Below are 25811 nucleotides of genomic sequence, written 5' to 3'. Positions count from 1 at the left end.
CGATTCGAGCAGCACGCGCAGCGATTCAACTTCGTGCATCGACGCCATCATCAGGATCGTGGCGGGGGACTTGGGCTGGGCCAGTACCGCCTGATGGGCCACGGTCAAGGCGCACAAGGCGTACTCGGTGGCCTGGATGAGGGTGTCTTCGAGGGAGTGGTGGTGATGGGGTGGGTCGGGGACGATCTTCAGCATAACGATTTTCCTTTCCGGTGCGGCCACCTGTCTGCTGTCAAACAGAGGGCGGCAGCTGTGCGTGGGTTGACAGACCGGCGAAAATCGTAAAATTCCGGCGCACGCAAGCGTGCCCGCACGCACAGCCGCCATAGAGGGCGAGCCGTACACGATTTTTCGTCGCAGCCTGTCAAAGCTGTGTCGTTGATATGCAACGACTCGCCGAGACTAGAGCGCTCCCTGAGCAGCCGCAACGGAAAAAAGGCGGCGGGAGTATGTTTGGGAAATGGACTACAAGGAAGGGGTTTAATCTGATTTTTTGGTGGTTCGTGGGGGGCTGGGGATTCATTTTTGATCGGCGTTGTGGGCGAGAGGGCCTGCCACAAAATCTTCAGCGCCTATCAGATCGAGCGCCGCTCACGCGGCGCGTCTAGCGAGCACTCACAAGCCAGCCTGCAGAAGCGCTCGTGATGTAATGAAAAATTTAGGAGTGGGATGGGCGTGAGCTTTGCGTACGGTGAGATCATATGGCCTGAAGATGGCCGAGAGGCAAATATCTTACTGAGGGACTTTATGCTCAAAGCCCTCAGGGCAATTGGTTATGAATTTCCTGGGGTGCTGCCGAACCCAATGGACCTGGCTGATGGTTATGTCTTATGTAAAACCGGACAGCTGGAGTGTAAAGAGCTGGCCGAAAAATGGAGAGGACAGATTTCAGACGCAAGAGATCTCTATAGCAAAAATGCATTGAGCGCCCGCTTGGCCATGCTGCTGCTTAGTATTGATGAGTCTGATGATCAAGAGATGATGTCAGAGAAGCTGAGCTGGTTCATGGAGTTTCTTGAATGTGGCGGTGAAAACTACAGGCTGGTGGATGAAATACTAGTAGAATATTTTATCGGCTATGTGGGGAGTTGAGTTTCCAGCTAAGCGTGGGTGGTTTAGGGGAAAGTAGAAAAGAGGGGTGGGTATATTTTTACTATGATTCTGCCCGCTGGGGGGAGTGGAAAAAATTAATCTGCTTTCTTTCGCCTGGTTAATGATCTTGTTTCTGAGGTTTCTAGCATGGGAGTGATGGTAGATGTATTTAAATTTTTATAGTCCTCTCTGGAATGGATGCTGGAATGGAAGAGTTTATGGTCGAGGCCAGTGATTTGAGAAAAATCAATGCTCGTCTTGAATGTAAGGGGTGCATTTGGATCAATGTAGAATATGTGGAGGAGGGAGAGTTGATAAAGAAAGAGCTTTTCCTTAGGAAGTCTGGTGTTGGGTTTGGCGTGGGTTTTGATCATTATTTAGATAAATATGAGGATGCTACTGATCTCTATATAGTGTATTTGCGCAAAGATTTTGAACGGTTGTCTGATGCCATAGGCTTTTGTGTTGATGAATTATCTGTCAATGTTTCGGATTTCTTGGGGTGTTAAGGTCCGCCGGGGGCGTGACATTGAACGTTATGTCGGGACAAATTATTAAGCCGTTACAAGGAATGTATGGAAAACCCAAGGTGGCGACTATTGCCGAGCAATCCACCCAGATGATTTGGTGTAGGGTCGCATAGGTCTTGGTGGTTTTGAGCGCCACGGCAGAATAAAACGCTCCTGTCTACGCAGGTGACGTACTCATGAAACCATGGAGTGGGCAATGATAAATAATACTATTGTTCGTTTTGATTCCGATATCGTTCCTGGCAGGTCGATCGGTGGGATTTCCTTGGGCGATTGTGCTGAAGATATTTTTTATCGTGTCGCCGATATCTTTGATGTGGAGATCTTCGAGTTTGAAAATTTTGGTGTCAGGTACGTATGCTATGAGATAGCTGGAGGGGCAATTTCATTTTCCGCCAAGGACGACGGAAAAATAACCGCGTTGCGGTGTAAACCTCCCTATAAAGGAAGATTTGATAGGCGTTTTTATCCGGGTATAACGGCTGGGGAGTTGAAGCGTGTGTCCAGAAGGCAAGAACTGATGGATGGTTACTTGATTGTCGATAGAAATTATCTGATTTACTACAGCATGCCGGATGATATTGACGACTTCAATAGTTTCTCCGATTTGGATGATGATGTTGTGTTCGAAGAGTTGCATGTGGGTGGGTTAAGGTGATGAAGGATTGACGGGCGTTTTGAATAGCAGAACCCATTGCATTGATGCCTACCCTAGCAGCATGAAGGGTGACACGCAGGCGTGGGCAAACTCACCACCGCCCAGGAAGAAAAAGGCGCCGTCGGGTATTACCAGTACCGCAATCACCTGGTCACCCGCCACACCGACCGTACCGAGCGGGGCTTCACCCGGTCTAGGCGAGCGAAATCCTTTGGATTGCTATCAAGATGCAGCCGTAAAAGATCTGGTTCCACGAGCCCCGGCATGTAAAGCGATCTTTACTTTGGTTATTAATAAATAGCTTCTTATTCCTTTACGTTAGAGCTCCCCTCCCTATACTGGCCCCCAAGCACGCAAACACCTTGGAGGCGTCCCCATGCGCAATGAGTCGATTCGTTACCTGATTGTGCCGGGCTGGCAAGGATCGCCAGACAACCATTGGCAAAGTCACTGGCAGCGCAGCCTGCCCAACAGCGCCCGGGTCGAGCAGCACGACTGGCTGACCCCGCAGCGGCGCGATTGGGTGCAGGCCCTGGAGCAGGCAATTGCCGCCGAACGCTCGCCGGTGATTCTCATCGCCCACAGCCTGGGCTGCATTACCGTCGCCCACTGGGCCGCGCATGCCAGCCCCGAGCTGCTGCGCCGGGTGCGTGGCGCGTTGCTGGTGGCGCCGGCCGACGTCGAACGCCCGACCTGCGCGCCGGCCCTGCGCAACTTCGGGCCGATTCCGTTGCAGGCGTTGCCGTTCCCCAGCCAGGTGGTCAGCTCCGACAACGACCCGGCAGTGAGCGTGCCCCGTGCGCTGCACCTGGCGAGTGCCTGGGGGGCCGAGGCGGGGTTGCTGACCAATGCCGGGCATATCAACGTGAAATCCGGCCATGAGCGTTGGGAGCAGGGCTTCGCCTACCTCTACCGCCTGCAGGCGCGGATCGACCAGCGCGCGCTGCGCCGCGCCTGATTCGGCACTTATCCACAGCATTGCCTTGAGCCTCGGCCGCTTGCGGTCGGGGCGGGAGTATTCCATGACGTTTCACAGCCCTTTCGGCCAGCCGCTGCTGACCTTCCCCGAGCTGGACAAGAGCCCGCTGAGCATCCGCGCCAAGGCGCTGGTGTTCGTCGATGAACGCTCGCAGGCGCTGCGCCGGGCCCTCGAGCGCCTGGCGCCGCAACCGTTGCCGGTGCTGATCCGCGGTGAGACGGGCACCGGCAAGGAGTTGCTGGCCCGGCAGATCCACCGCGCCAGTGATCGTGGTGGGTTGTTCGTTTCGGTCAACTGCGCGGCCATCAGCCCGACCTATGCCGACGCCGAACTGTTCGGCTACAGCGCCGGCACCCAGGGTGGTACAGCCAGCAGCCGAGCCGGTTGGTTCGGTTCGGCCAACGGCGGCACGCTGTACCTGGACGAGATCGCCGACCTGCCCCTGGCGATCCAGGGCAAGCTGCTGGCGGCGTTGGAAAACCGTGAAGTGACCCGTGTCGGCGCCACCCAGCCCCAGGCGGTGGATGTGCGGCTGGTCGCCGCGTCGAGCATCGACCTGGCCCAGGCGGTGCGGGCCGGCCGCTTCAACGAGCGGCTGTACCACTACCTGCATGAGGGCGAGCTGGAACTGCCGGCGCTGCGCGACCGGGTTGGCGATATCTTGCCCTTGGCTGAATACTTCGTTGGCATCTACAGCGTGCGCCTGGACCGCTCAGTGCCCCTGATCAGCGAGGCGGCGCAGCAGGCGCTGGAAGCCCATGCCTGGCCAGGCAACACCCGCGAGCTGGAGAACGTTATCCACTTTGCCCTGTTGGTCAGCGACGGCGATGAAATCCTTCCGGAGCACCTCGACCTGCCGGACACCAGCCCCCTGGCCAGCCTGGCGCGACAGCTGGAACAGCTTCGTCGTGGCGGTGAAGCGCAGACCCTTGGTGAACTGCGTCGGCTGCTGGGCGAAGCCCTGGCGCGGCTGGATGAAGGCGCGTCCTAGACGATCGTCTTGCAGTGTTTTTGAGATCGAGTGCCGCCCGCGCGGCGCATCGCGGATGAATCCGCTCCTACACAGGTTTGTTTCGGGCCAGTTCGGCGCGACAAGGCTGGCAACCATGGCCTGACAGGTGCGGTACGTTGCAACCGATGTAGGAGTAGGAGCGGATTCATCCGCGATGCGCCGCGCGGGCGGCGCTCGATCTAATACGCGCTGCAACTCTCCAATGCCTAATTGGAATAAGCAGCTAATCAAAAGATATTGTTACGGAATAAAAATAATCGGTATTGTCCATTTCACGCCCACCCGAACGGATGGGCACCCGACGTCGCCATCTGCGATGGCCCAGCTATAGAACAAGGATCACCATGAAAAAGACCCTGCTGACCACCGCCCTGGCTGCCGCCCTGTCGTTCACGGGCCTCGCCAACGCCGCTGAAAAACTGGTGGTCGCCGCCACGCCCGTGCCGCACGCCGAAATCCTCGAACTGATCAAGCCGACCCTGGCCAAAGAGGGCGTGGACCTGGAAATCAAGGTCTTCACCGACTACGTCCAGCCCAACGTGCAGGTCGACCAGAAGCGCCTGGACGCCAACTACTTCCAGACCCTGCCGTACCTGAAGAACTTCAACGAAGGCAAGGGCACCCACCTGGAAACCGTGATCGGCGTGCACGTCGAGCCGTTCGGTGGCTACTCGAAGAAGGTCAAGAGCCTGGCCGAGCTGAAGGAAGGCGCCACCGTCGCCATCCCCAACGAAGGCAGCAACAGCGGCCGTGCACTGCTCCTGCTGCAGAAGGCTGGCCTGATCACCCTGAAGGACCCGAAGAACGCCCTGGCCACCCCGAAAGACATCGCCGAGAACCCGAAGAAGCTCAAGTTCCGCGAACTGGAATCGGCCATGCTGCCGCGCGTGCTGGACCAGGTCGACCTGGACCTGATCAACACCAACTACGCCCTGGAAGCCGGCCTGAACCCGGCCAAGGATGCCCTGGTGATCGAGGGCAGCGACTCGCCGTACGTGAACTTCCTGGTGGCCCGCCCGGACAACAAGGACAGCGCGGCCATCCAGAAGCTGGCCAAGGCGCTGACCAGCCCCGAGGTGAAGGCGTTCATCGCCAAGAAGTACCAGGGTGCGGTACTGCCGGCGTTCTGATACGCGGCACGACTTACGCCTGAACAAGAAACCGACGCAAATAGCGTCGGTTTTTTTATTGGCTGGGGCAGCCCAACCGCAAACCTGTAGGAGCGGCCTTGTGCCGCGAAAGGGCTGCGCAGCGGCCCCGGGATTTCAGTGGCGATGCAGAAAATGCCGGGGCCGCTTTGCGGCCCTTTCGCGGCACAAGGCCGCTCCTACAGGGGAAGGTGTGAACCCCGATAGTGGGCTCAGCGCTGGCTGGCCAGCGCCCGGCGCAATGCCAGCAACCAAAGCAATTGTTCATTCGAGGCGGGAGAGCAGGGGCTGTTCATCGTTATCGTCCTTGTAGGTGTGATGGGCCATGCAGGTCGCAGTCTGAAACTCTTTTGAAAGGGCTTTATTCAGAAAGATCCCTTTGTGATGAAGGAAATTTCCGAGAATCTCGAAGGGTGATATCGATATGCAATAAAGATATTTAGAGAAACTTTTTTATACCTTTAAAGTTTGCAAATCGTGCTTACCGGCACAGCGCCATCACTCTGTACAAGGACGTCGAGCGACCCTCGCGCCGAGCTGGAACCTCCCCATGCCATACCTTCAAACCCCCGTGCCGAGGCCCGTTCCATGAGCTTCGACACCGCCTTCATGCTTAGCACATTGCCCGCGTTCTTCAAGGCCGTGGGTGTAACCCTGCAGGTCGGGCTGATCGCCATTGCCACTTCGATGCTGGTGGCGCTGGTCAATGCAACGATCCTGGTGTTTCGCACGCCCTACCTGCGCCGCCTGGTGCAGGGCTATGTGGAGCTTGCCCGCAACACCCCGCTGCTGATCCAGCTGTTCTTCGTCTACTTCGCCCTGCCTAGCCTGGGGTTGAAGGTGTCCGGCTTCACCGCGGCGATCATCACCATGACCTTCATGGGTGGCGCCTACCTCACCGAGGTACTGCGCGCCGGCGTGGAAGCCGTGCCGCGCGCACAGCTGGAGTCCGGGCGCTCCATCGGCCTCTCCGAAGGGCAGTTGCTGCGCCATGTGATCCTGCCCCAGGCCGGCATCCTCAGCCTGCCGGCGCTGCTCGCCAACTTCGTGTTCCTGCTCAAGGAAACCACCGTGGTTTCGGCGGTGGCGGTGCCAGAGATCCTCTACACCACCAAGAACTACATCGCCCTGTACTACAAGACCTACGAGATGCTCGCGGTACTGACCCTGCTCTGCGTGCTGATCTTCCTGCCGCTGTCGCTGCTGCTGCGCTACCTGGAAAGGAGGCTGCAACATGGCCAGTTCGGGCATTGATCTGTTGCTGGTATCGCTGCCGCAACTGGCTGCAGGCGCGGCGCAGACCCTGGCGATCTCGGCGCTCGGCATCCTGTTCGCCACCTTGGGCGGCGTGCTCTACGGCGTGCTGGCCACCCTCGGCAATCGGGCGTTGAACCTCCTGTTGCAGGTATACCTGGAGCTGTTCCGGGCGATTCCGGTGCTGGTCTGGCTGTACCTGGTGTTCTTCGGGCTGCCGATCTTCTTTGGCTTGAGCATCCCCAGTTTCTGGTGCGCAGTGCTGGTGCTTGGCCTGTGGGGCGCCAGCGAGGTGGGCGAGGTGGTGCGCGGCGCCCTGCAATCGCTACCCCGTGGGCAGCGCGAGGCCGGGCTGTCGATCGGCCTGGGCGGCTGGCAGCTGTACGGCTATGTGCTGCTACCCCAGGCACTCAAGCGCATGACCCCGCCGACCATCAACATCTACACGCGCATTATCAAGACCAGCTCGCTGGCGGTGCTGATCGGTGTGGTCGACGTCATCAAGGTCGGCCAGCAGATCATCGAGCGCACCTACGAATCGGTGCTGATCTACGGCGCCCTGTTCCTGTTCTTCTTCCTCGTCTGCTATCCGCTTTCCGCCGCCTCGCGCGTGCTGGAACGCCGCTGGGCCCAGCCATGAACGCATTGATCGAATTCCAGGGTTTCAACAAATTCTTCGGCGAGCACCAGGTGCTCAAGGATGTCGACCTGCAAGTGCGGGCCGGTGAAGTGGTGGTGATCCTCGGCCCCAGCGGCTGCGGCAAGAGCACGCTATTGCGCTGCCTGAACGGGCTGGAGGAGGCCCAGGGCGGCAGCCTGCGCCTCGACGGCCAGGAACTGCTCGACCCGGGCACCGACTGGCGCCAGGTGCGCCAGCGGGTCGGCATGGTGTTCCAGAGCTACCACCTGTTCGGCCACATGAGCGTGCTCGACAACCTGCTGCTGGGCCCGCTCAAGGTGCAGAAGCGCGAGCGCCGCGAAGCCCAGGCCCAGGCCGAGGCGCTGCTGGCCCGGGTCGGGCTGCTGGACAAGCGCGACGCCTTCCCCCGGCAGCTCTCCGGTGGCCAGCAGCAGCGCATCGCCATCGTCCGCTCGCTGTGCATGAACCCCCAGGTGATGCTGTTCGACGAAGTCACCGCGGCCCTAGACCCGGAGATGGTCAAGGAGGTGCTGCAGGTGATCCAGGGCCTGGCCCGCGACGGCATGACCCTGCTCATCGTCACCCACGAAATGGCCTTCGCCCGCGCGGTGGCCGACCGCATCGTGTTCATGGAGGCCGGCAGGATCCTTGAACAGAATGACCCCGAGCGCTTCTTCACCCAACCGCAGAGCGCACGCGCGCAGCAGTTCCTGGAGAAATTCTCGTTCGTCGAAAGCCTGCCCAAGTCACTGCACAAGGAACTGTCATGAAGACCGCACCGTTCGCCAAACTGCTCGCTCCACTGCTTGGCCTGGCCCTGCTGGCCGGCTGCAACAAGTCCGAGGACGCGGCCAAGCCCGCCGCCGCCTCGCCGGCCACCAGCTACCTGGAAACCATCAAGGCCCGCGACAAGCTGATCGTGGGGGTGTTCACCGACAAGCCGCCGTTCGGTTTCGTCGATGAAAGCGGCCGCTACGTGGGCTTCGACACCGATATCGGCCGGCGCTTTGCCAAGGAGCTGCTGGGCGACGAGAACAAGGTCGAGTTCGTCGCTGTCGAGCCCGCCAGCCGCATTCCGTTCCTGCAGAGCGACAAGGTCGACCTGATCCTCGCCAACATGACCGTCACCCCCGAGCGCAAAGAGGCGGTGGATTTCACCAACCCCAACCTGCGCGTGGCGGTGCAGGCCATCGTCGCCGATGGCAGCCCGGTGCAGAAGCTCGACGACCTGGCCGACAAGACCATCATCGTCACCACCGGCACCACCGCCGATATCTGGCTGACCAAGAACCACCCGGACTGGAAGCTGCTGAAGTTCGAGAAGAACACCGAGTCCCTGGCCGCCCTGGCCAGCGGCCGTGGCGAGGCCTATGCCCAGGACAACCTGATCCTGTTCAGCTGGGCCAAGCAGAACCCGGGTTATCGTGTATTGCCGCAGTTGCTGGGTGACGAGGCACCGATTGCACCGGCGGTGAAGAAGGGCAACACCGAGCTGCGCGACTGGGTGAACGCCGAGCTGGCCAAGCTGGGCGAGGAGAAGTTCCTGCTCAAGCTGTACGACCAGTACGTGCGTAAAGAGCTCAGCGATGACACCAAGCCGGAGAGCGTGATCGTCGAAGGCGGCAAGTGGCAGGGTTGAGCCATGCCCCCCTGTAGGAGCGGCTTTAGCCGCGATGCGGGCACCACGGTGCATGGCACCCGTTGTGCGGGTGATCGCGGCTGAAGCCGCTCCTACAGGGATCGCGTGACGTGGTGGGCGTTATTTGCCGGGCACCAGACGCAAGGTGCTCTGCGCCGGAATCACCCCCATCCGCGTCTTGTGATAGCGCCCTTCGATGTAATCCTCGGCCTGGTCCTTGTAGTGGCTGTCGAACAGCACGCCACTCTGCCCGACCGGGTTGATGGTCAGTGCCGCCCCCGGGTCGCCGAAATCGACCACCCGCCGGGTCGAAGGCCCATAGGTGACCGGCCAGGGCGCCGGGCCGATCTTCGCCGAAAGGTTGTTCGGCACTTCATGGGTGCCCGGCGCGGCGAACGGGCCGACATTGAACAGCAGGTTCAACGGCTTCTTCATCCCCAGCGGATGGTTGTGGGTGAGGGTGTGGGCCTTGCCCCACTGCCAGCTGGCCGGGTCCTTGCCAAGCGTCTCGCGCAGGTGCTTCAGGCTGCGTTGCCAGGCCTGGCGCACGATGGCGGTACGGTCGGTGTGCTCGTTGCCGCCACGGGTGTTCCACCAGGGCGAATCCGCATCGGCAGCCAGGCGCGGCAGGGCGGCATCGATGGCGCGGGTGCTGATCAACACCGGGAACCAGGTGTCGCCCAGTTCATCGTGCAACGCGGCGAAGGCCAGCTCGTAGAGGAACTGGTTGAACAGCGTGGCGCTGGTGGAGTCCAGCGGGTAGTCGCCGCGCCAGGCGGCCAGTTGTTCCACCAGTTCCTTCTCTTCGTCACCGCTGGCAACCGTGCGCAGGGTGCCCAGCAGTGGTGCCAGGGTACGTGGGCCGTAGTCGCTGCTGGTGTCGAGCTGCAGGGCCTGGCTGTTCTGGATGTCCCACTTGATGTCCGGGGTGCTCAGCTGGCGATCGAGCTGGCGACCCCGATCGGCCAGGTTGTAGTAACCGGGTATCGCTATCGAGGCCGGTGGCTGGTAGTTGGCCGAGACGATATAGCCGCTGGCCGGGTTCTCCTGCTGCGGGTTGACGCTGAAGGGGTAGAAGCCTGGCTTGGCGGCCTGGCCGCTGCTGCCGTCGAGGATGAATGCCGGGTTGACCCCGTCCGGGCGGATCGGCAGGCGCGCCGCCGCCCACCAGCCGATATCGCCACGGGCGTTGGCCCACACCAGGTTGAGCCCCGGGGCCTGGATCTTGGTGGCCGCCTCGCGCATCTTTTCCAGGGTGTCGGCGCGGTTGACTTGATAGAAGCCTTCGAGCAAAGGGTTGTCGGTTTCGAGGAACGCCCACCACATGGCGATCGGCGCCGGGCCGGCCGTGTCACCCAGCACACTGTTGACGATCGGGCCGTGGGGCGAGCGGCGCAGGGTGATGGTCACCGGCGCCTGGCCCTTGACCGCGATCTGCTGCTCGGTCTTCTCCAGCGCTTGCCAGCGGCCATCGACCATCACCTGATTTGAATCTGCCGGGTTGGTCTTTTCCGCGATCAGGTCGACGTCGTCGTTCTGGAACATGGTCAGGCTCCAGCCGAAATCGCGGCTGTGACCGAGCAGGGCGAACGGGTTGAGGGCCTGGAAATAGCCATACAGGTTGAAGCTCGGCGCCGACAGTTCAGCTTCGTACCACACCGCCGGCACTGCGAAGCTGATATGCGGGTCGCCGGCCAGCAGCGGCCGGCCGCTGCGGGTGTGGCTACCGGCCACGGCCCAGGCATTGCTGCCCTCGAACTGCGGGATGCCGACATCGCCAAGGGCATCGTGGCTCAGCCGTGCCAGTTGCTCGAGGCTGCGCCAGTCGGCGGCGGCCAGCGGGGTGGCGACGGCGCCGTCGGGCTTCCAGTCGAGGTCGAAGATCTTCAGGTACTCGGGGCCGAGCTGGTCGCGGATGTACGTCAACGCCGGGTCAGTGCGAAACGCTGCCGCGAAGCTGTAGGCCATGTAGCCAGCGATGCTCAGGGTGTCTTCGGCGGTGAACGGGCGCTTCGGGATGCCGAGCACGTCGAACTCCATGGGCCTGGGGTGCGTCGCCTGCCATTGGTTGACGCCGTCGAGGTACGCCTGCAGGGCCTGCCAGGCGGGTGACTGGTGGTCCAGGCGCTGTACCATCAACGCGGCCTGGTCACGGATGCGCAGGCTGCGGAACAGGGTGTCGGTGGGTACCAGCTTCTCGCCCAGCACCTCGGCCAGCTCGCCCCGGGCCAGGCGGCGCATGATCTCCATCTGGAACAAGCGGTCCTGGGCGTGCACGTAGCCCAGGGCGCGGTACAGGTCCTGTTCGTTCTGTGCCTGCAAGTGCGGCACGCCGCGGGCGTCGTAGCGCGCGCTGACCGGCGCCTGCAAGCCGCTGACGGCCACCTCGCCCTCGCGCTGGGGCTGCTTGCCCTGCACGTACCAGTAACCGGTGCCAGCGGCGGCCACGGCGATCACCACCGCCAGCAGGGTCAGGCTGCGCTTCATCGAAACTCCTTGTGCACGCCAGCGAAAAATATGGTCCGATCATCGGCGGATTCGCGAACTGAGCATAGTCCCTGAAAGGAGTTTCCATGTCCCTCAGCGAAAAACAGAAGATGTTGGCCGGTGAGCTCTACCACGCCGGTTGCCCCGAGCTGCAGGCCGAGCAGATCGCCAACAAGCACTGGATGCACCGCTACAACAGCAGCGTCGAGCTGCTCAACGACGCGCGCCATGGCCTGTTGCTCGAGCATTTCGGCCAGGTCGGCGACGGCGCGGTGATCCGCCCGCCGTTCTACTGCGACTACGGCTACAACATCAGCATCGGCGCCAACAGTTTCATGAACTTCAATTGCGTGATCCTCGATGTGCTGCCGGTGCGCATCGGCGCCGACTGCCAGATCGGCCCGGCGGTGCAGATCTACACCGCCGACCACCCGCTGGACCCTGAGCTGCGGCGCACAGGTCTTGAGAGTGGCCGGCCGGTGAGCATCGGCGACAACGTGTGGATCGGTGGCGGGGCGATCATCCTGCCCGGCGTGACCATCGGCGATAACGCCGTGGTCGGTGCCGGCAGCGTGGTGACTCGCGATGTGCCGGCGGGGGCAGTGGTGGTGGGCAACCCGGCGCGGGTGCGTCAGCCGGCCCAGGGGCAATAGCAGCCCACCGCGAGGGTGTTGGAGGCCTGCACCCGGCGCCCTTGCTCCAGTGCCTTGAGGATCGGCTCGATGAAGCTGTTGCTCGAGTTGCACACCGCGCCTTCGCTGTAGGGGCCGAAGTAGGCCAGGTTGCCCTCGTGGTCCCAGATTGCCACGGCGGGCGTGGCGGGTAGTCGTTCGCTGCCGGGCAGGCTGGCCAGTGGTTTCAGGGCGGCGAGGTTGTCGGGCAACTGGCCGTGGCTGCCGGGCTTTTGCACGACGTGGAAGCTCACGCCCCGTGGGGCGAACTGCGCGACCAGCTCGCCCAGGTGCTGCTGGTTGCCGACGTTGCACGGGCAGGCCGGGTCCCAGAAGTGCACCACGCGGATCGGGCCGGGGCCGGCCAGTTCGGGCGGCAGCTGCAACTGGCTGCCATCGAAGAAGGTCGCCTGGTTGTCGAAGGGGCGCAGGTAGCGGCTCTGGAAACTGTCGTAGGCCCACCACAGTGCGGCGGCGCAGAGTAGCAGTGCAAGGGGTGTGAGAAATCGCTTCGCCATAGGGGCCTTGTTGCGGCGCGTGGGAGCGGGCTTGCCCCGCGATGGCTGCTGTGAAGCTAGCATCGCTGTCGCGGGGCAAGCCCGCTCCTACAAGGTCGCGTTGTTCGTTGGAAAAGGGGCCAAGCTTGCCATGGCGCGGCCCAGACCTGAATATCGCAGATCAATACTTGCTTCAGTGTGGATGTACCCGATGCCCGCCGCCTTCCAACCCGACTCGCTGCGCGCCAGCCTGTCGCCCCTCACCGAGCGCCAGGCGCTGCCGGCCCAAGGCCGTGACTACCAGCGCTTCTATGGCCTGGACCTGCCGGTGGCCAGTTGGCTTGGCCGCTTCCAGGCAGCCGGGTTCGACCTGGTCGGCCAGGTCTGGTTGCCGGAGCAACCGGTGGCGACCCTGTTCCTGCTGCATGGCTACTACGACCACATGGGCTTGTATCGGCATGTGATCGACTGGGCGCTCGGGCAGCACTATGCGGTGATCAGCTGCGACCTGCCCGGGCACGGGCTGTCCAGCGGCGAGCGGGCCAGCATCGAAGACTTCGACATTTATCAGCAGACGCTGGATGCCTTGTTCGAACAGGCGCGCCGGCTCGACCTGCCACGCCCGTGGCACCTGTGCGGGCAGAGCACCGGCGGTGCGATCGTGGTCGATCACCTGCTGCACTGCGGCGGCCGCAGCCCGGCCGACGGCGAGGTGATTTTGCTGGCGCCGCTGGTGCGCCCACGCGCCTGGCATTGGTCGAAGCTCAGCTATTGCGTGCTGCGCCACTTCGTCAACGGCATCGAGCGGCGCTTCAGCGAGAACACCAACGACCCGGCATTCCTGCCGTTCCTGGAAGCCGACCCACTGCAACCGCGCCGTTTGCCCACCGCCTGGGTCGGCGCGCTGTTGAAATGGGTCAGGCGTATCGAGGCGGCGCCGCGCAGCACGCGGCGGCTGTTGATCGTGCAAGGGGAGGCGGACGGTACCGTGGACTGGCCCTACAACCTCAAGGTGCTCAAGGCCAAGTTCAGCGAGCCGCAGATCCTCATGCTGCCTGAGGCGCGGCATCACCTGGCCAACGAGCTGCCGGGCATCCGCCAGCGCTATTTCGACTTCATCGGCCAGCGCCTGGGCTGATCAGTTCAGGTCCGCGGCGTTCTGGCCGACCGCCAGCGCGGCGCGCACGGCGGCCACGGCGGCCTTGTAGTAGGCCTGGCCTTGCGGTGATTCAGCGAAGGTGGCGAACTCTTCCAGCTCGGTGTCCGACAGGTCACGGTAGACATACAGCAGGGTGTTGTTGAGGTCTTCGCCGACCTGGTTCATCAGGCGTTGGCGCTGGCCATCGAGCAGGTTCTGGGCCTGACCGCCACCGAACAGGCCGGGGATCATCGAGCTGAGGCTGTCCGCCGCCACCCCGGCGATCGCCAGGCTGACCTCGGCGCCGGCCTCACGGGCCGGCAGGGCCTGGGCCAGGTGGCCGACGATCAGCAGGCGGTTGTCGCTGACCTGCATCTTGGGCAGGCCCTTGGCGTTCTTGGCCAGCTGGTCCTTGCGCGTGGCCAGCAGCTCGGCGGCCACCACCTTGCGCCCCAGCGGCGACTGGAAGAAGTTCAGCGCCGGCGTGGCGTTCTGCAAGTTCGTGCGCAGCTGCGCCAGGGCGCGGCGATCCATGGCCTGGGCCTGGAAGCGCTGGTTGCTGTTGGTGACCAGCGCCTGGTAAACCGCAGGCGGCAGGCTGTTGCGGTAGCGCTGCTGGGCGGCGCTCACGGCATCGTTGAAATGGGCGCGCTGGTCGGGCCAGCCGGCGGCCTTGTACAGTTGATCGAGGCTGTCTGCCCAGACAGGCATGGTGCAGATCATCAGCAGAAGCAGGGAAAACAAACGGCGCATTCAGGACTCCTGTCGGCAGGCCGCTATTGTCCGTGGCACGGCGGGGCTTTGTCGAGACGCCAACGGCAGTTCTCGACCAAGTGGCGCTGTGCGAGCGCATGCCGAATGGCTATGATGCGCCATGCACATTCCTCCTGAACATCCGATGCTGTCGGCGATCGTCGATGACCTGGCCACCCGTGGCTGGTCGCAGCAGTCGCTCTTTTTGCCCGACGAACTGGCACGTGCGTTGGCGCTCGAATGCCGGCGCCGTCACGCCGAAGGCGAACTCAACCCGGCCGGTGTCGGGCGCGGTGCCGCGCAGGAAGTGCGCGAGGCCATTCGCGGCGACCAGATCCAGTGGATCGACCCAGGCGACTCCGAGGCCTGCGACCACTATCTGGGGGCCATGGACAGCCTGCGCCAGGCCATCAACCAGGGGTTGTACCTGGGGCTCGAGGACTTCGAGTGCCATTTCGCCCTGTATCCGCCGGGCGCCTTCTATCGACGTCATCTGGACCGCTTCCGCGACGACGACCGGCGTGCCGTTTCGGCTGTGTTCTATCTCAATGAAGGCTGGCAGCCCGACGACGGTGGCCAGTTGCGCATGTTCCTGCAGGGGGACGTCGAGCATGACGTGCCGCCGCTGGCGGGCACCCTGGTGGTGTTCCTGTCGGGCGACATCCCCCACGAAGTCCTTCCGGCCGGGCGTGAGCGCCTGTCGCTGACGGGCTGGTTCCGGCGCCGTGGCAACGATCCCTTCTAAGGTCCTGGTCAGCGCCTGCCTGCTGGGGCAGCCGGTGCGCTACGACGGGCGTGCCAGTGGCCATCCCGACCTGTTGCAGCGCTGGCAGGCCGAAGGCCGGGTGGTGCCGTTGTGCCCGGAGGTGGCCGGTGGCCTGCCGACCCCACGCCCGCCTGCGGAGATTCCGGGCGGGCAGGGTGGTGCCGTGCTGGACGGGCAGGCGCAGGTCGTGACGGTGGCGGGCGAGGATGTCAGCGAGGCGTTTCTCGTAGGTGCCAGGCAGGCGCTGGCCCTGGTGCGGCGGCATGGCATCACGGTGGCGGTGCTCAAGTCCGGTAGCCCTTCGTGTGGTAATCGTTTGACATACGACGGCAGCTTCACGGGTGTCAAGGTGGCGGGGGAAGGGGTCACGACAGCCTTGTTGCGTCGTGAAGGGGTGCTGGTGTTCAGCGAGCTGGAGCTGGACCAGGCCGAGCAAGCCCTGAGCCACGCCGACCTGTAGGAGCCAGCCTTGCTGGCGAACGGCTCCACATCGTTTTCAGGGCTGTTCGCCAGCAAGGCTGGCTCCTATGGGATCGGTGGCGTGGTTACTGCTGGAGCCACTTCTTTTCCAGCTCGGTCAGGCGCCCATTGTCCTTGAGCCGCTGCAAGGCGTTGTTCACCGCGCTCTCGAACGCCGGGTTGTCCTTCTGGAATGGAATCACCAGGTGCTGGTCGCCAAACGGTTGGCTGGCGCTCAGCGCGGGGGCGAGTTTGTCTTGCGCATCGGGCTTGTCGACCGTGATGTCGAACTTGCCACTCTCCACCCCCGCCAGTGCTTCCGCGGCCGGTGTCTCGATGAACTCGGCACGCAGGTCCAGTTCCCTGGCCAATGCCTGGCCAAGCTCGATATCGAAACCCGTCAGGTGTTCGTCCTGCTTGAAAGCATAGGGCGCGGAGTCGCTCTGCACGGCAATGCGCAACTCCCCTCGGTCGTTGATTTCATCGATCAGTTCGGCCTGGGCCAGTGGAGTGAACAGTGCTGCCAGCAGCACGCCAATGGTCAAACGCATGAATGCCCCTTTCTTGTTCGGCAGAAGATTTCCATTCGCCGGGACTTATTACCTGCCTCGGTCGAGCGCAGCCTCAGACCTCAAGACCCGATCAATGTTTGACGCGGCCCTGAAATATTTCCGCGCCTGTTTTTGAACCTCTTCCGGTGTGGGTGGACTATGGTGAAGTACCGCCTTGCTTCGTTTAAGTGATAGCGGTCAATTGAAGTGAATCACAGGAGAAGTGAATGAAAAGCCTAATGTCGCGTGCTGTCGTCGCCGGTCTGCTGATGGGGGCGTCGGTGTTCGCCAGTGCCGCGGATGCCCTGAAGAGCCAGCAGCCACCGGAAGGCGCCAAGGTCTTCATCGTTTCCCCCGCCGACGGCGCCACGGTCGCCAAGACCTTCACCGTCAAGTTCGGCATCGAGGGCATGGGCCTGAAGCCTGCGGGCGACCAGACCCCGCATACCGGCCATCACCACCTGCTGGTGGATGTCGACAAGGCGCCGGCCGCCGACATGCCGCTACCAACCAGCCTGATGCCGGAAAACAACGCGCCACTGCCGGCCGGCCCGCAGGTGCTGCATTTTGGTAAGGCGCAGACCGAGGCGACCATCACCCTGACGCCGGGCAAGCACACCCTGCAGTTGGTGCTGGGTGACCAGTACCACGTGCCGTTCAAGCCGAGCGTCGAGTCGAAGAAGATCACAGTAGAGGTGAAGTAAACGTGTAGGAGCCAGCCTTGCTGGTGAACGCAAGGCAACGCCTTGCGCCTGCAACCGCGTCGCCTGTTTCGCCAGCAAGGCTGGCTCCTACAGGTGAAACAGGGGCGCAAAAAAAAGGGAGGCCACCAGGGCCTCCCTTTTTCATGCCGCCGTGAAACTCAGAACAGTACGCGCGAGCGGATGGTGCCCTTCACGTGCTGCAGTTTCTCCTGGGCCAGGTCCGAGTACTCGGCGTCGACGTCGATCACCACGTAACCGACTTTCTCGTCGGTCTGCAGGAACTGACCGGAGATGTTGATACCGTTCTCGGCGAACACCTTGTTGATCTCGCTGAGCACGCCCGGGATGTTTTCGTGGATGTGCAGCAGGCGGTGCTTGCCTGGGTGGGCCGGCAGGGCCACTTCCGGGAAGTTGACCGACGATACGGAAGTACCGTTGTCGCTGTACTTGACCAGCTTCTCGGCCACTTCCAGGCCGATGTTGGCCTGGGCCTCGGCGGTGGAACCACCGATGTGTGGGGTGAGGATCACGTTGTCCAGGCCACGCAGCGGGCTTTCGAACTCGTCGTCGTTGGAGCGCGGCTCCACCGGGAACACGTCGATGGCGGCGCCGATCAGGTGTTTGTCCTTGATCGCGGCGGCCAGGTGGTCCAGCTCGACCACGGTGCCACGGGCGGCGTTGATCAGGATCGAGCCCTTCTTCATCGCGCGGATTTCCTTCTCGCCAATCATCCACTGGGTGGACGGCAGCTCAGGCACGTGCAGCGAGACGATGTCGGCCAGGCCCAGCAGTTCGTGCAGGCTGGTGACCTGGGTGGCGTTGCCCAGCGGCAGCTTGGTCAGCGGGTCGTAGAAATACACCTGCATGCCCAGGCCTTCGGCCAGCACCGAAAGCTGCGTGCCGATCGAGCCGTAGCCGACGATGCCCAGCTTCTTGCCACGGATCTCGAAGGAGTTGGCCGCGCTCTTGATCCAGCCGCCACGGTGGCAGGAGGCGTTTTTCTCGGGGATGCCGCGCAGCAGCAGGATGGCTTCGGCCAGCACCAGTTCAGCGACCGAACGGGTGTTGGAGTACGGTGCGTTGAACACCGCGATGCCGCGCTCGCGGGCCGCGTTCAGGTCGACCTGGTTGGTGCCGATGCAGAAGCAGCCGACCGCGACCAGTTTCTTCGCACAGTCGAAGACCTCTTCGGTCAGCTGGGTGCGCGAGCGGATGCCAATGAAGTGGGCATCGGCGATCTTTTCCTTCAGCTCGGCGTCCGGCAGCGAGCCGGTGAGGTACTCGATGTTGCTGTACCCGGCGGCCTTGAGGATATCCACCGCATTCTGGTGGACGCCTTCAAGAAGAAGGAACCTGATCTTGCTCTTGTCGAGAGACGTCTTGCTCATCTGCTTAAACCTGTATCCCGGAGAAAAATGGCGAGGAGGGTGAAGCGGCGCGGCGTCGGCCTTAGCACGGACAGCGGGAGGGCTATGCTAGCATACGCGACCTGATCTGAGCTTATCCCGACAGGTGAAGCGTGCTCAGGGTGACTATGAATAAGTCGAGAGTTCCTGCGATGACCCAGTCTGCGGTAATTGATGAGCTGATGACCCTGGTCGACCCTGGCAAGGTCCTTACCGACCCCGCCTCGCTCGAGGCGTATGGCAAGGACTGGACCAAGCACTACCCGCCCGCGCCCAGCGCCATTGTCTTCCCCAAGTCCATCGAGCAGGTCCAGGCCGTCGTGCTTTGGGCGAACCGGCACAAGGTCGCCCTGGTGCCGTCCGGTGGGCGCACCGGGCTGTCGGGAGGCGCGGTCGCCGCCCACGGCGAGGTGGTGGTGGCCTTCGACTCTATGAACCAGGTCCTCGGTTTCAATGAGTTCGACCGCACCGTGGTCTGCCAGCCAGGCGTGATCACCCGCCAGCTTCAGCAGTTCGCCGAAGACCAGGGCTTGTACTACCCCGTGGATTTCGCTTCCAGCGGCTCAAGCCAGATTGGCGGCAATATCGGCACCAATGCCGGCGGGATCAAGGTGATTCGCTACGGCATGACCCGTAACTGGGTGGCCGGGCTGAAAGTGGTCACCGGCAAGGGCGAGTTGCTGGAGCTGAACAAGGACCTGATCAAGAACGCCACCGGCTACGACTTGCGCCAGCTGTTCATCGGCGCGGAGGGCACGCTGGGCTTCGTGGTCGAGGCGACCATGCGCCTGGACCGCGCGCCACGCAACCTTACCGCGATGGTGCTGGGCACGCCGGACTTCGACTCGATCATGCCGGTGCTGCACGCCTTCCAGGGCAAGCTCGACCTGACTGCCTTCGAGTTCTTCTCCGACAAGGGCCTGGCCAAGATCCTCGCCCGTGGCGATGTACCGGCACCGTTCGAGACGGATTGCCCGTTCTATGCGCTGCTGGAGTTCGAGGCCAGCACCGAGGAGGTGGCCAACGAAGCGCTGGCCACCTTCGAGCACTGCGTCGAGCAGGGCTGGGTGCTGGACGGGGTGATGAGCCAGAGCGAAACCCAGCTGAAGAACCTGTGGAAGCTGCGCGAGTATCTGTCCGAGACCATCTCCCACTGGACGCCCTACAAGAACGACATTTCGGTCACCGTGTCGAAAGTGCCGGCGTTCCTGCGCGAAATCGACGCCATCGTCGGCGAACACTACCCAGATTACGAAGTGATCTGGTACGGCCACATCGGCGACGGCAACCTGCACCTGAACATCCTCAAGCCCGACCACATGACCAAGGATGAGTTCTTCGCCTCCTGCACCAAGGTCAACAAGTGGGTGTTCGAGATCGTCGAGCGCTACAACGGCTCGATCTCCGCCGAGCACGGCGTGGGCATGACCAAGCGCGACTACCTCGGCTATAGCCGCTCGGCGGATGAAATCGCCTGCATGAAGGCGATCAAGGCCGTGTTCGACCCGAACGGCATCATGAATCCGGGTAAGATCTTCGCTCCCGAATAAAAAGCAGTGTTCACAGGAGTCGGCCATGAGTTACCAGCACCAGTACGTAGACGGCACTCGCATCCATTACCCGCTGGGCAAGGTGGTGTGCATCGGCCGCAACTACGCCGAGCATGCCAAGGAATTGGACAACCCCATCCCCAGCGAGCCGCTGCTGTTCATCAAGCCCGGTAGCTGCGTGGTGCCCCTGGAAGGCGGCTTCAAGATCCCGACCGAGCGTGGCTCGGTGCACTACGAAGCGGAAATTGCCGTGCTGCTGGGCAAGCCGCTGTCCACCGCACCGTCCGAGGAAGAGGTGCTCGACGCCATTTCCGGCTACGCGCCGGCGCTCGACCTCACCCTGCGCGAGGTGCAGGCGAAGCTGAAGGAAAAGGGCCTGCCTTGGGAGCTGGCCAAGAGCTTCGATGGCGCCTGCGTGCTGCCGCCGTTCGTGTCGGCCAGTACTTTCGAGAACCTGGCAGACATTGGTATCCGCCTGACCATCAACGGCGAAGTACGCCAGGACGGCAGCAGCGCGATGATGCTCAACCCGATCGTGCCGATCATCCAGCACATCGCCGGGCATTTCTCCTTGCAGCCGGGCGACGTCATTCTCACCGGCACCCCGGCCGGTGTCGGCCCGCTGAACGTGGGCGATGAGCTGGTGTTGGAACTTCCGGGCGCGAGCCGTTTCGAAGGGCGCGTGCTCTGACCTTGCATGGCGGCGGCTGGAAGCCGTCGCCGTCTCCCTGACCGCGGGTGGTCGTTGCCATTTTTTTCACAATCGATGCGGATAATGCGCAAACCTGCGCATTTTCGTCGGCATTGGGCTATACCTCACCGCTCGCTTTCAGGAATTTCCTTCAATGGCCACCTCCACCCGTGCATCCCTTCCGCCTGCACCCAAGCGCCGTGCCTCGCTGCGCTGGCTGATTGGCATTACTGCCTTGGCGGTGATCAGCTATGGCGTAGTCGTGGCCATGCATTGGGATGACCGTGGCTTGCTGTGGCTGAAGGAGCGTTTCGAAAGCCCCGCCGAGCGCCAGGAGAGCATCTGGCTGCCGGACTACGTGGCGGACATCGACGCCAAGCCACTGGTGGGCATGGAGGAGGACGAAGCCTCGGACGTGGCCTACAACCCGCATACCCACACCTTGTTCGCGGTCATGGGCAAGCACCCGTTCCTGGTCGAGTTGAGCCTGGATGGCGATGTACTGCGCAAGATCCCGTTGCAGGGCTGGAACAATCCTGAAGGTGTCGCCGTGCTCGAGGATGGGCAGATCGCGATCACCGACGAGCGCCTGCACGACCTGGTCCTGGTGAAGGTGGACGCCGGCACGACCTCGCTGAACCGAGCCGACTTCAAGCGCTATGACCTGGGCGAGTCGGTCAAGAGCAACAAGGGCTTCGAGGCCGTGGCCTGGGACCCGATGCGCCAGCGCCTGCTGATCGGCGAGGAGCGCCCGCCGAAGCTGTACACCTGGAACACCGACGGGCATGGTCCGCTCACGGGAGACAAGCAGGTGCTGCCCAGCGATGAACTGGACCTGCGCAACCTGTCGGCCTTGGGTGTCGACCCGCGCACGGGCCACCTGCTGGTGCTGTCGGCGGATTCGAACATGCTGCTGGAGCTGGACGAGAAGGGTGAGCAAGTCAGCTTCATGACCCTGCTGGGTGGCTTCAACGGCCTGAAGGACACCATCCCCCGCGCCGAAGGCGTGGCCATGGACGACAAGGGCAACCTGTACATCGTCAGCGAACCCAACCTGTTCTATCGTTTCCGCAAGCACTGACACTGCCTTCGGCGTATTCCGACGACGGCATTAAGCTTTGCTTCAGTTGTAGATGGTTAGATTCGCGTCCCTTTTGCCGAGTCTGCCTCCATGCGTCGTCGTTACCGCCTCACCCTTGCTTTAACCGTGCTTGCCGCCTTGCTCGTCCTGGGTGTGGCGGCCCAGGAGTTCCGCCTGTTCGAGCGCGGCTGGTTCAACCTGCGGGCCTGGTGGCAACCCGCCGAGCAGAGCATGGGGCTGGACCGCTATCAGGTGGCGGTCGAAGCGCAGCCCATCGAGGGGTTGGACGACGATCTTTCGGCCCTGACCTACGACCCGGACCGCAAGAGCCTGTTCACGGTGACCAATGCCCGTTCCGAGCTCATCGAGCTGTCTTTGGACGGGCGCATCCTGCGCCGCGTGCCGCTGACCGGCTTCGGCGACCCCGAGGCCGTGGAATACGTGGGCCCCAACAGCTACGTGATCACCGATGAGCGCCAGCAGCGGCTGATCCGCGTGCGCCTTGAGGATGACACGCTGTTCCTCGATGCCAACGACGCCGAGCAGCTGTCCCTGGGCATCGGCCTCAATGGCAACAAGGGCTTCGAGGGGTTGGCCTACGACTCGGCGGGCAAGCGCCTGTTCGTGGCCAAGGAGCGCGATCCGATGATGATCTACGAGGTGCACGGCTTCCCCCATGACAACCCCGACAAGCCTTACGCGGTGCATGTGGTGCAGGACCGCAAGCGCGACAAGCGGTTGTTCGTGCGGGACTTGTCCAGCCTGCAGTTCGACGAGCGCAGCGGGCATCTGCTGGCCCTGTCGGACGAGTCGCGGCTGGTGCTTGAGCTGGATGTGAAGGGGCGACCGTTGAGCACCCTGTCGCTGCGCAAGGGCATGCAAGGGCTGAAGCAGACGGTGCCGCAGGCGGAAGGGATTGCGATGGACGATGCCGGGACCATCTACCTGGTCAGCGAACCGAACCTGTTCTACGTGTTCAAGCAGCCGGCTGATTGATTGCCTGGGCTGGCGCTATCGGGATTCACGCCTGCCCCTGTAGGAGCGGCCTTGTGCCGCGAAAGGGCCGCAAGGCGGCCCCGGCAATCTTTGTTCAACGCTGAAATCTGGGGCTGCTATGCAGCCCTTTCGCGGCACAAGGCCGCTCCTACAGGTATCGCGCAAGGCTTGGGGTTAGTGCGCCCCCGATGGGGCTTACTCGGCCTTGAGGGTCTTCACGCCTTCGGCGGTGCCCAGCAGCAGCACATCCGCCGGGCGCGCCGCGAACAGGCCGTTGGTGACCACGCCGACGATGGCGTTGATCTGGCTTTCCAGCTCCACCGGGTTGGTGATCTGCAGGTTGTGCACGTCGAGGATGACGTTGCCGTTGTCGGTCACCACGCCCTCGCGGTAGACCGGGTCGCCGCCCAGCTTGACCAGCTGGCGCGCCACGTGGCTGCGGGCCATGGGGATGACCTCGACCGGCAGCGGGAAGGCGCCCAGCACCGGCACCAGCTTGCTGGCGTCGGCGATGCAGATGAAGGTCTTGGCCACCGCCGCGACGATCTTCTCGCGGGTCAGGGCCGCGCCACCACCCTTGATCAGGTTCAGGTGGGCGTCGCTCTCGTCGGCGCCATCCACGTAGAACTCCAGCTCGCTGACGCTGTTCAGCTCGTAGACCGGGATGCCATGGCCCTTCAGGCGCTGGGCGGTGGCCTCGGAGCTGGCGACGGCGCCGTCGAAGGCGGTCTTGTGCTGGGCCAGGGCGTCGATGAAGAAGTTGGCGGTGGAACCGGTGCCAACGCCGACGACGCTTTTTTCATCCAGCTTGGGCAGGATGAGGTCGACGGCGGCCTGGGCGACGGCCTGTTTGAGTTGGTCCTGGGTCATGCGGGCTCCGGGAGGGGCAGGGCGGATTTCAAAGTTGCCTAGTATAACGGCTCCGGCGGCTTTGCTGTGGCTGCCCGACGTGACGCTGCGGTAGACTCCCAGGCCTTGTCCCGCGGCCCAGTGATGCTTTCCGATGCTCGAACAGTACGTCAAGAAGATCCTCACCTCGCGCGTCTACGACGTTGCTGTCGAAACCCCGCTGCACAGCGCCGGGCAACTGAGCAAACGCCTGGGCAACACGGTCCTGCTCAAGCGCGAGGACCTGCAACCGGTGTTTTCGTTCAAGATCCGCGGTGCCTACAACAAGCTGGCGCAGCTGAGCGCGGAAGAACTGGCTCGTGGCGTGGTCACCGCCTCGGCCGGCAACCACGCCCAGGGCGTGGCCCTGGCGGCCCGGGAGCTGGGTATCAAGGCGACCATCGTGATGCCCCGCACCACCCCCGAGATCAAGGTCGAGGGCGTGCGTTCGCGGGGTGGCAAGGTGGTGCTGCACGGCGACTCCTTCCCCGAGGCGCTGGCGTATTCGCTGAAACTGGTCGACGAGAAGGGCTTCGTCTATATCCATCCCTATGACGACCCGCACACCATCGCCGGCCAAGGCACGGTGGCCATGGAAATCCTGCGCCAGCACCCCGGCCAGCTTGACGCGATCTTCGTGCCGGTGGGCGGTGGCGGGTTGATCGCCGGTATTGCCGCCTACGTGAAGTACCTGCGCCCCGAGATCAAGGTGATCGGCGTCGAACCGGACGACTCAAACTGCCTGCAGGCCGCCATGGCCGCGGGCGAGCGCGTGGTGCTGCCACAGGTCGGGCTGTTCGCCGACGGCGTGGCGGTGGCGCAGATCGGCCAGCACACCTTCGATATCTGCCGCCACCATGTGGACGAGGTGATCACCGTCAGCACCGACGAAATCTGCGCGGCCATCAAGGATATCTACGACGATACCCGCTCGATCACCGAACCTGCCGGCGCATTGGGCGTTGCCGGGATCAAGAAGTATGTCGAGCTCAAGGGGGTGACGGGCCAGACCCTGGTGGCCATCGACTCGGGCGCCAACGTCAACTTCGACCGCCTGCGCCATGTGGCCGAGCGTGCCGAACTGGGCGAAAAGCGCGAGGCGATCATCGCCGTGACCATCCCCGAGCGCCCGGGGAGCTTCAAGGCCTTCTGCGAGGCCATCGGCAAGCGCCAGATCACTGAATTCAACTACCGCAAGCATACGGCGGACGAAGCGCACATCTTCGTTGGCGTGCAGACCCATCCGGAAACCGACCCGCGCGCCGCGTTGGTACAGCAGTTGACCGAGCAGGGCTTCCCGGTCACCGACCTGACCGACAACGAGCTGGCCAAGCTGCATATCCGCCACATGGTCGGCGGCCACTCGGCGGGGGCCAGCGACGAGATGGTGCTGCGTTTCGAGTTCCCGGAGCGCCCGGGCGCTTTGTTCAACTTCCTCAACAAGCTGGGTGGGCGCTGGAACATCTCGATGTTCCACTACCGTAACCACGGTGCGGCCGATGGTCGCGTGGTGGCGGGGCTGCAGGTGCCGGAGGAGGAGCGTCACCTGGTGCCGGCGGCGTTGGCCAAGATCGGCTATCCGTACTGGGACGAGACCGAGAACCCGGCTTACCGGCTATTCTTGGGCTGAAACACGTATCGTGCGGCAGCCGGTGGGAGCGGGCTTGCCCCGCGATTGGACGGCCTGCAGAAGGACAATCCCTAGATGGAACACCTGACCACACTCAAGACCCTGCACATCCTCGCCACCGCCCTGTTGCTGCTGGGCGCCCTGGGCCTGGCAATCTGGACCATCCTCGCCCGCCGCAAGGGTGACGCCGACGCCTACGGCAAGTTGCTGCGCCGGCCACTGGTATTCGTCTGGCTGCTGATGGGCCTGTGCCTGGTGAGCATGCCGTTCACCGGCTGGTGGCTGGTGCACCTGGTCGGCTGGCCGCTGGGGCAGGCCTGGGTGCTGGCCTCCAGCGTCATCTACACCTTCGGCGCTTTCGCCGTCTGGTGGTTGCTGGTGCGCCTCAACCGGCTGCGCAAGGCCGAAGTGGTGGGGCTGAAGTTCACCTTGGCGCTGGCGGTGTTCAGCGGGGTGTGTTTCCTGTCCATTGCCGGCCTGATGGGCGCCAAGCCCGTCTAGAAACAGCGCCGAACCTGTAGGAGCCAGCCTTGCTGGCGATGCAAGGCGCAGCCTTGCCGGGGTTCTCGAAGGCCCTTTCGCCAGCAAGGC

The 25811-nt window shown here is 63.0% G+C and carries 28 protein-coding genes; 21 read left to right on the top strand and 7 right to left on the bottom strand.

The window, feature by feature from the left end:
- Positions 1 to 195 (bottom strand): hypothetical protein (locus tag NGM28_RS26740; protein WP_252092328.1); only part of this gene is annotated, 195 nt, incomplete at its 3' end.
- Positions 196 to 747: 552 nt separating this feature from the next.
- On the opposite strand from NGM28_RS26740, the gene NGM28_RS26735 reads away from it, so the two are divergent.
- From NGM28_RS26735 to NGM28_RS26690, 10 genes are all read left to right on the top strand, one after another.
- Positions 748 to 1092: a hypothetical protein gene (locus NGM28_RS26735; RefSeq protein ID WP_252092327.1), complete on the top strand. Its 345-nt coding sequence runs from the start codon at positions 748 to 750 to the stop codon at positions 1090 to 1092.
- A 206-nt stretch (positions 1093 to 1298) separates the two neighbouring features.
- Entirely contained in the window at positions 1299 to 1601 is a 303-nt protein-coding gene (locus NGM28_RS26730; RefSeq protein ID WP_252092326.1) for a hypothetical protein, read from the top strand.
- Positions 1602 to 1818: 217 nt separating this feature from the next.
- Positions 1819 to 2280 carry a hypothetical protein gene (locus NGM28_RS26725; protein WP_252092325.1) on the top strand — a complete coding sequence of 154 codons (462 nt, stop codon included), beginning with the start codon at positions 1819 to 1821 and terminating at the stop codon, positions 2278 to 2280.
- Between the two features lie 376 nt (positions 2281 to 2656).
- Positions 2657 to 3238 (top strand): alpha/beta hydrolase, encoded by a 582-nt coding sequence (locus NGM28_RS26720; protein ID WP_252092324.1) that lies wholly within the window; start codon positions 2657 to 2659, stop codon positions 3236 to 3238.
- A gap of 64 nt (positions 3239 to 3302) precedes the next feature.
- The gene (locus tag NGM28_RS26715; protein WP_252092323.1) at positions 3303 to 4250 is read left to right on the top strand and encodes a sigma 54-interacting transcriptional regulator; all 948 of its coding nucleotides are present in this window, start codon (positions 3303 to 3305) and stop codon (positions 4248 to 4250) included.
- Between the two features lie 365 nt (positions 4251 to 4615).
- Positions 4616 to 5401 (top strand): MetQ/NlpA family ABC transporter substrate-binding protein, encoded by a 786-nt coding sequence (locus NGM28_RS26710; protein WP_252092322.1) that lies wholly within the window; start codon positions 4616 to 4618, stop codon positions 5399 to 5401.
- A 606-nt stretch (positions 5402 to 6007) separates the two neighbouring features.
- Entirely contained in the window at positions 6008 to 6673 is a 666-nt protein-coding gene (locus NGM28_RS26705) for an amino acid ABC transporter permease (protein WP_252092321.1), read from the top strand.
- Complete coding sequence (locus tag NGM28_RS26700; protein WP_252092320.1) at positions 6654 to 7313, top strand: amino acid ABC transporter permease; 660 nt, start codon at positions 6654 to 6656, stop codon at positions 7311 to 7313. Before NGM28_RS26705 ends, NGM28_RS26700 begins: the two co-directional genes overlap by 20 nt.
- A complete protein-coding gene (locus tag NGM28_RS26695; protein ID WP_252092319.1) occupies positions 7310 to 8083 on the top strand; it encodes an amino acid ABC transporter ATP-binding protein in 774 nt (257 codons plus the stop codon). The genes NGM28_RS26700 and NGM28_RS26695 overlap by 4 nt, the downstream gene beginning before the upstream one ends.
- On the top strand, positions 8080 to 8952 hold the full coding sequence (locus tag NGM28_RS26690; RefSeq protein WP_213658775.1) for a transporter substrate-binding domain-containing protein: 873 nt from the start codon (positions 8080 to 8082) through the stop codon (positions 8950 to 8952). Before NGM28_RS26695 ends, NGM28_RS26690 begins: the two co-directional genes overlap by 4 nt.
- Before the next feature lie 120 nt (positions 8953 to 9072).
- Here the strand turns inward: NGM28_RS26690 and NGM28_RS26685 are convergent, their stop codons facing one another.
- Complete coding sequence (locus NGM28_RS26685; protein WP_252092318.1) at positions 9073 to 11439, bottom strand: penicillin acylase family protein; 2367 nt, start codon at positions 11437 to 11439, stop codon at positions 9073 to 9075.
- 86 nt (positions 11440 to 11525) lie between these two features.
- Between NGM28_RS26685 and NGM28_RS26680 the strand changes: the two genes are divergently transcribed.
- Positions 11526 to 12092 carry a sugar O-acetyltransferase gene (locus NGM28_RS26680; RefSeq protein ID WP_240065222.1) on the top strand — a complete coding sequence of 189 codons (567 nt, stop codon included), beginning with the start codon at positions 11526 to 11528 and terminating at the stop codon, positions 12090 to 12092.
- On the opposite strand, the gene NGM28_RS26675 is transcribed toward NGM28_RS26680, so the two are convergent.
- Positions 12071 to 12628: a DUF6436 domain-containing protein gene (locus NGM28_RS26675; RefSeq protein WP_252092317.1), complete on the bottom strand. Its 558-nt coding sequence runs from the start codon at positions 12626 to 12628 to the stop codon at positions 12071 to 12073. The two genes, NGM28_RS26680 and NGM28_RS26675, sit on opposite strands and share 22 nt — an antisense overlap.
- A 190-nt stretch (positions 12629 to 12818) precedes the next feature.
- Here NGM28_RS26675 and bipL point away from each other — a divergent pair, with 190 nt between their 5' ends.
- On the top strand, positions 12819 to 13745 hold the full coding sequence (bipL, locus tag NGM28_RS26670) for a phospholipase BipL (protein ID WP_240065224.1): 927 nt from the start codon (positions 12819 to 12821) through the stop codon (positions 13743 to 13745).
- Here bipL and NGM28_RS26665 read toward each other — a convergent pair whose 3' ends face one another.
- Positions 13746 to 14498, bottom strand: coding sequence for a DUF2059 domain-containing protein (locus NGM28_RS26665; RefSeq protein ID WP_252092316.1), 753 nt, complete (start codon positions 14496 to 14498; stop codon positions 13746 to 13748).
- Positions 14499 to 14619: 121 nt separating this feature from the next.
- Between NGM28_RS26665 and NGM28_RS26660 the strand changes: the two genes are divergently transcribed.
- Positions 14620 to 15243 carry a 2OG-Fe(II) oxygenase gene (locus NGM28_RS26660; protein ID WP_252092315.1) on the top strand — a complete coding sequence of 208 codons (624 nt, stop codon included), beginning with the start codon at positions 14620 to 14622 and terminating at the stop codon, positions 15241 to 15243.
- The gene (locus NGM28_RS26655; protein WP_252092314.1) at positions 15224 to 15724 is read left to right on the top strand and encodes a 2-thiouracil desulfurase family protein; all 501 of its coding nucleotides are present in this window, start codon (positions 15224 to 15226) and stop codon (positions 15722 to 15724) included. Before NGM28_RS26660 ends, NGM28_RS26655 begins: the two co-directional genes overlap by 20 nt.
- Before the next feature lie 85 nt (positions 15725 to 15809).
- Here the strand turns inward: NGM28_RS26655 and NGM28_RS26650 are convergent, their stop codons facing one another.
- Entirely contained in the window at positions 15810 to 16274 is a 465-nt protein-coding gene (locus NGM28_RS26650; protein WP_252092313.1) for a substrate-binding periplasmic protein, read from the bottom strand.
- 227 nt (positions 16275 to 16501) lie between these two features.
- Here NGM28_RS26650 and NGM28_RS26645 point away from each other — a divergent pair, with 227 nt between their 5' ends.
- Positions 16502 to 16978 carry a DUF4399 domain-containing protein gene (locus NGM28_RS26645; RefSeq protein WP_252092312.1) on the top strand — a complete coding sequence of 159 codons (477 nt, stop codon included), beginning with the start codon at positions 16502 to 16504 and terminating at the stop codon, positions 16976 to 16978.
- 158 nt (positions 16979 to 17136) lie between these two features.
- On the opposite strand, the gene serA is transcribed toward NGM28_RS26645, so the two are convergent.
- Complete coding sequence (serA, locus tag NGM28_RS26640; RefSeq protein ID WP_240065230.1) at positions 17137 to 18366, bottom strand: phosphoglycerate dehydrogenase; 1230 nt, start codon at positions 18364 to 18366, stop codon at positions 17137 to 17139.
- 170 nt (positions 18367 to 18536) lie between these two features.
- Between serA and NGM28_RS26635 the strand changes: the two genes are divergently transcribed.
- From NGM28_RS26635 to NGM28_RS26620, 4 genes are all read left to right on the top strand, one after another.
- Positions 18537 to 19934, top strand: coding sequence for a D-2-hydroxyglutarate dehydrogenase (locus NGM28_RS26635; RefSeq protein WP_252092311.1), 1398 nt, complete (start codon positions 18537 to 18539; stop codon positions 19932 to 19934).
- Between the two features lie 25 nt (positions 19935 to 19959).
- Complete coding sequence (locus NGM28_RS26630) at positions 19960 to 20625, top strand: fumarylacetoacetate hydrolase family protein (protein ID WP_240065232.1); 666 nt, start codon at positions 19960 to 19962, stop codon at positions 20623 to 20625.
- A gap of 154 nt (positions 20626 to 20779) precedes the next feature.
- Positions 20780 to 21706, top strand: coding sequence for an SdiA-regulated domain-containing protein (locus tag NGM28_RS26625; RefSeq protein ID WP_252092310.1), 927 nt, complete (start codon positions 20780 to 20782; stop codon positions 21704 to 21706).
- A 90-nt stretch (positions 21707 to 21796) separates the two neighbouring features.
- Positions 21797 to 22702 carry an SdiA-regulated domain-containing protein gene (locus tag NGM28_RS26620; RefSeq protein WP_252092309.1) on the top strand — a complete coding sequence of 302 codons (906 nt, stop codon included), beginning with the start codon at positions 21797 to 21799 and terminating at the stop codon, positions 22700 to 22702.
- 195 nt (positions 22703 to 22897) lie between these two features.
- Here NGM28_RS26620 and rpiA read toward each other — a convergent pair whose 3' ends face one another.
- Positions 22898 to 23572: a ribose-5-phosphate isomerase RpiA gene (gene rpiA, locus NGM28_RS26615; RefSeq protein WP_011536226.1), complete on the bottom strand. Its 675-nt coding sequence runs from the start codon at positions 23570 to 23572 to the stop codon at positions 22898 to 22900.
- 133 nt (positions 23573 to 23705) lie between these two features.
- On the opposite strand from rpiA, the gene ilvA reads away from it, so the two are divergent.
- Together ilvA and NGM28_RS26605 are read left to right on the top strand one after the other, a co-directional pair.
- Positions 23706 to 25220, top strand: coding sequence for a threonine ammonia-lyase, biosynthetic (gene ilvA, locus NGM28_RS26610; RefSeq protein WP_213658759.1), 1515 nt, complete (start codon positions 23706 to 23708; stop codon positions 25218 to 25220).
- 75 nt (positions 25221 to 25295) lie between these two features.
- A complete protein-coding gene (locus NGM28_RS26605; protein WP_240065235.1) occupies positions 25296 to 25721 on the top strand; it encodes a DUF2269 family protein in 426 nt (141 codons plus the stop codon).
- The last annotated feature ends 90 nt before the right edge of the window (positions 25722 to 25811 follow it).

This window comes from Pseudomonas sp. MWU13-3659 (genome assembly GCF_023757525.1).
GTDB lineage: Bacteria > Pseudomonadota > Gammaproteobacteria > Pseudomonadales > Pseudomonadaceae > Aquipseudomonas > Aquipseudomonas entomophila_E.
This window is presented reverse-complemented; position numbering and strand designations above follow the sequence as displayed.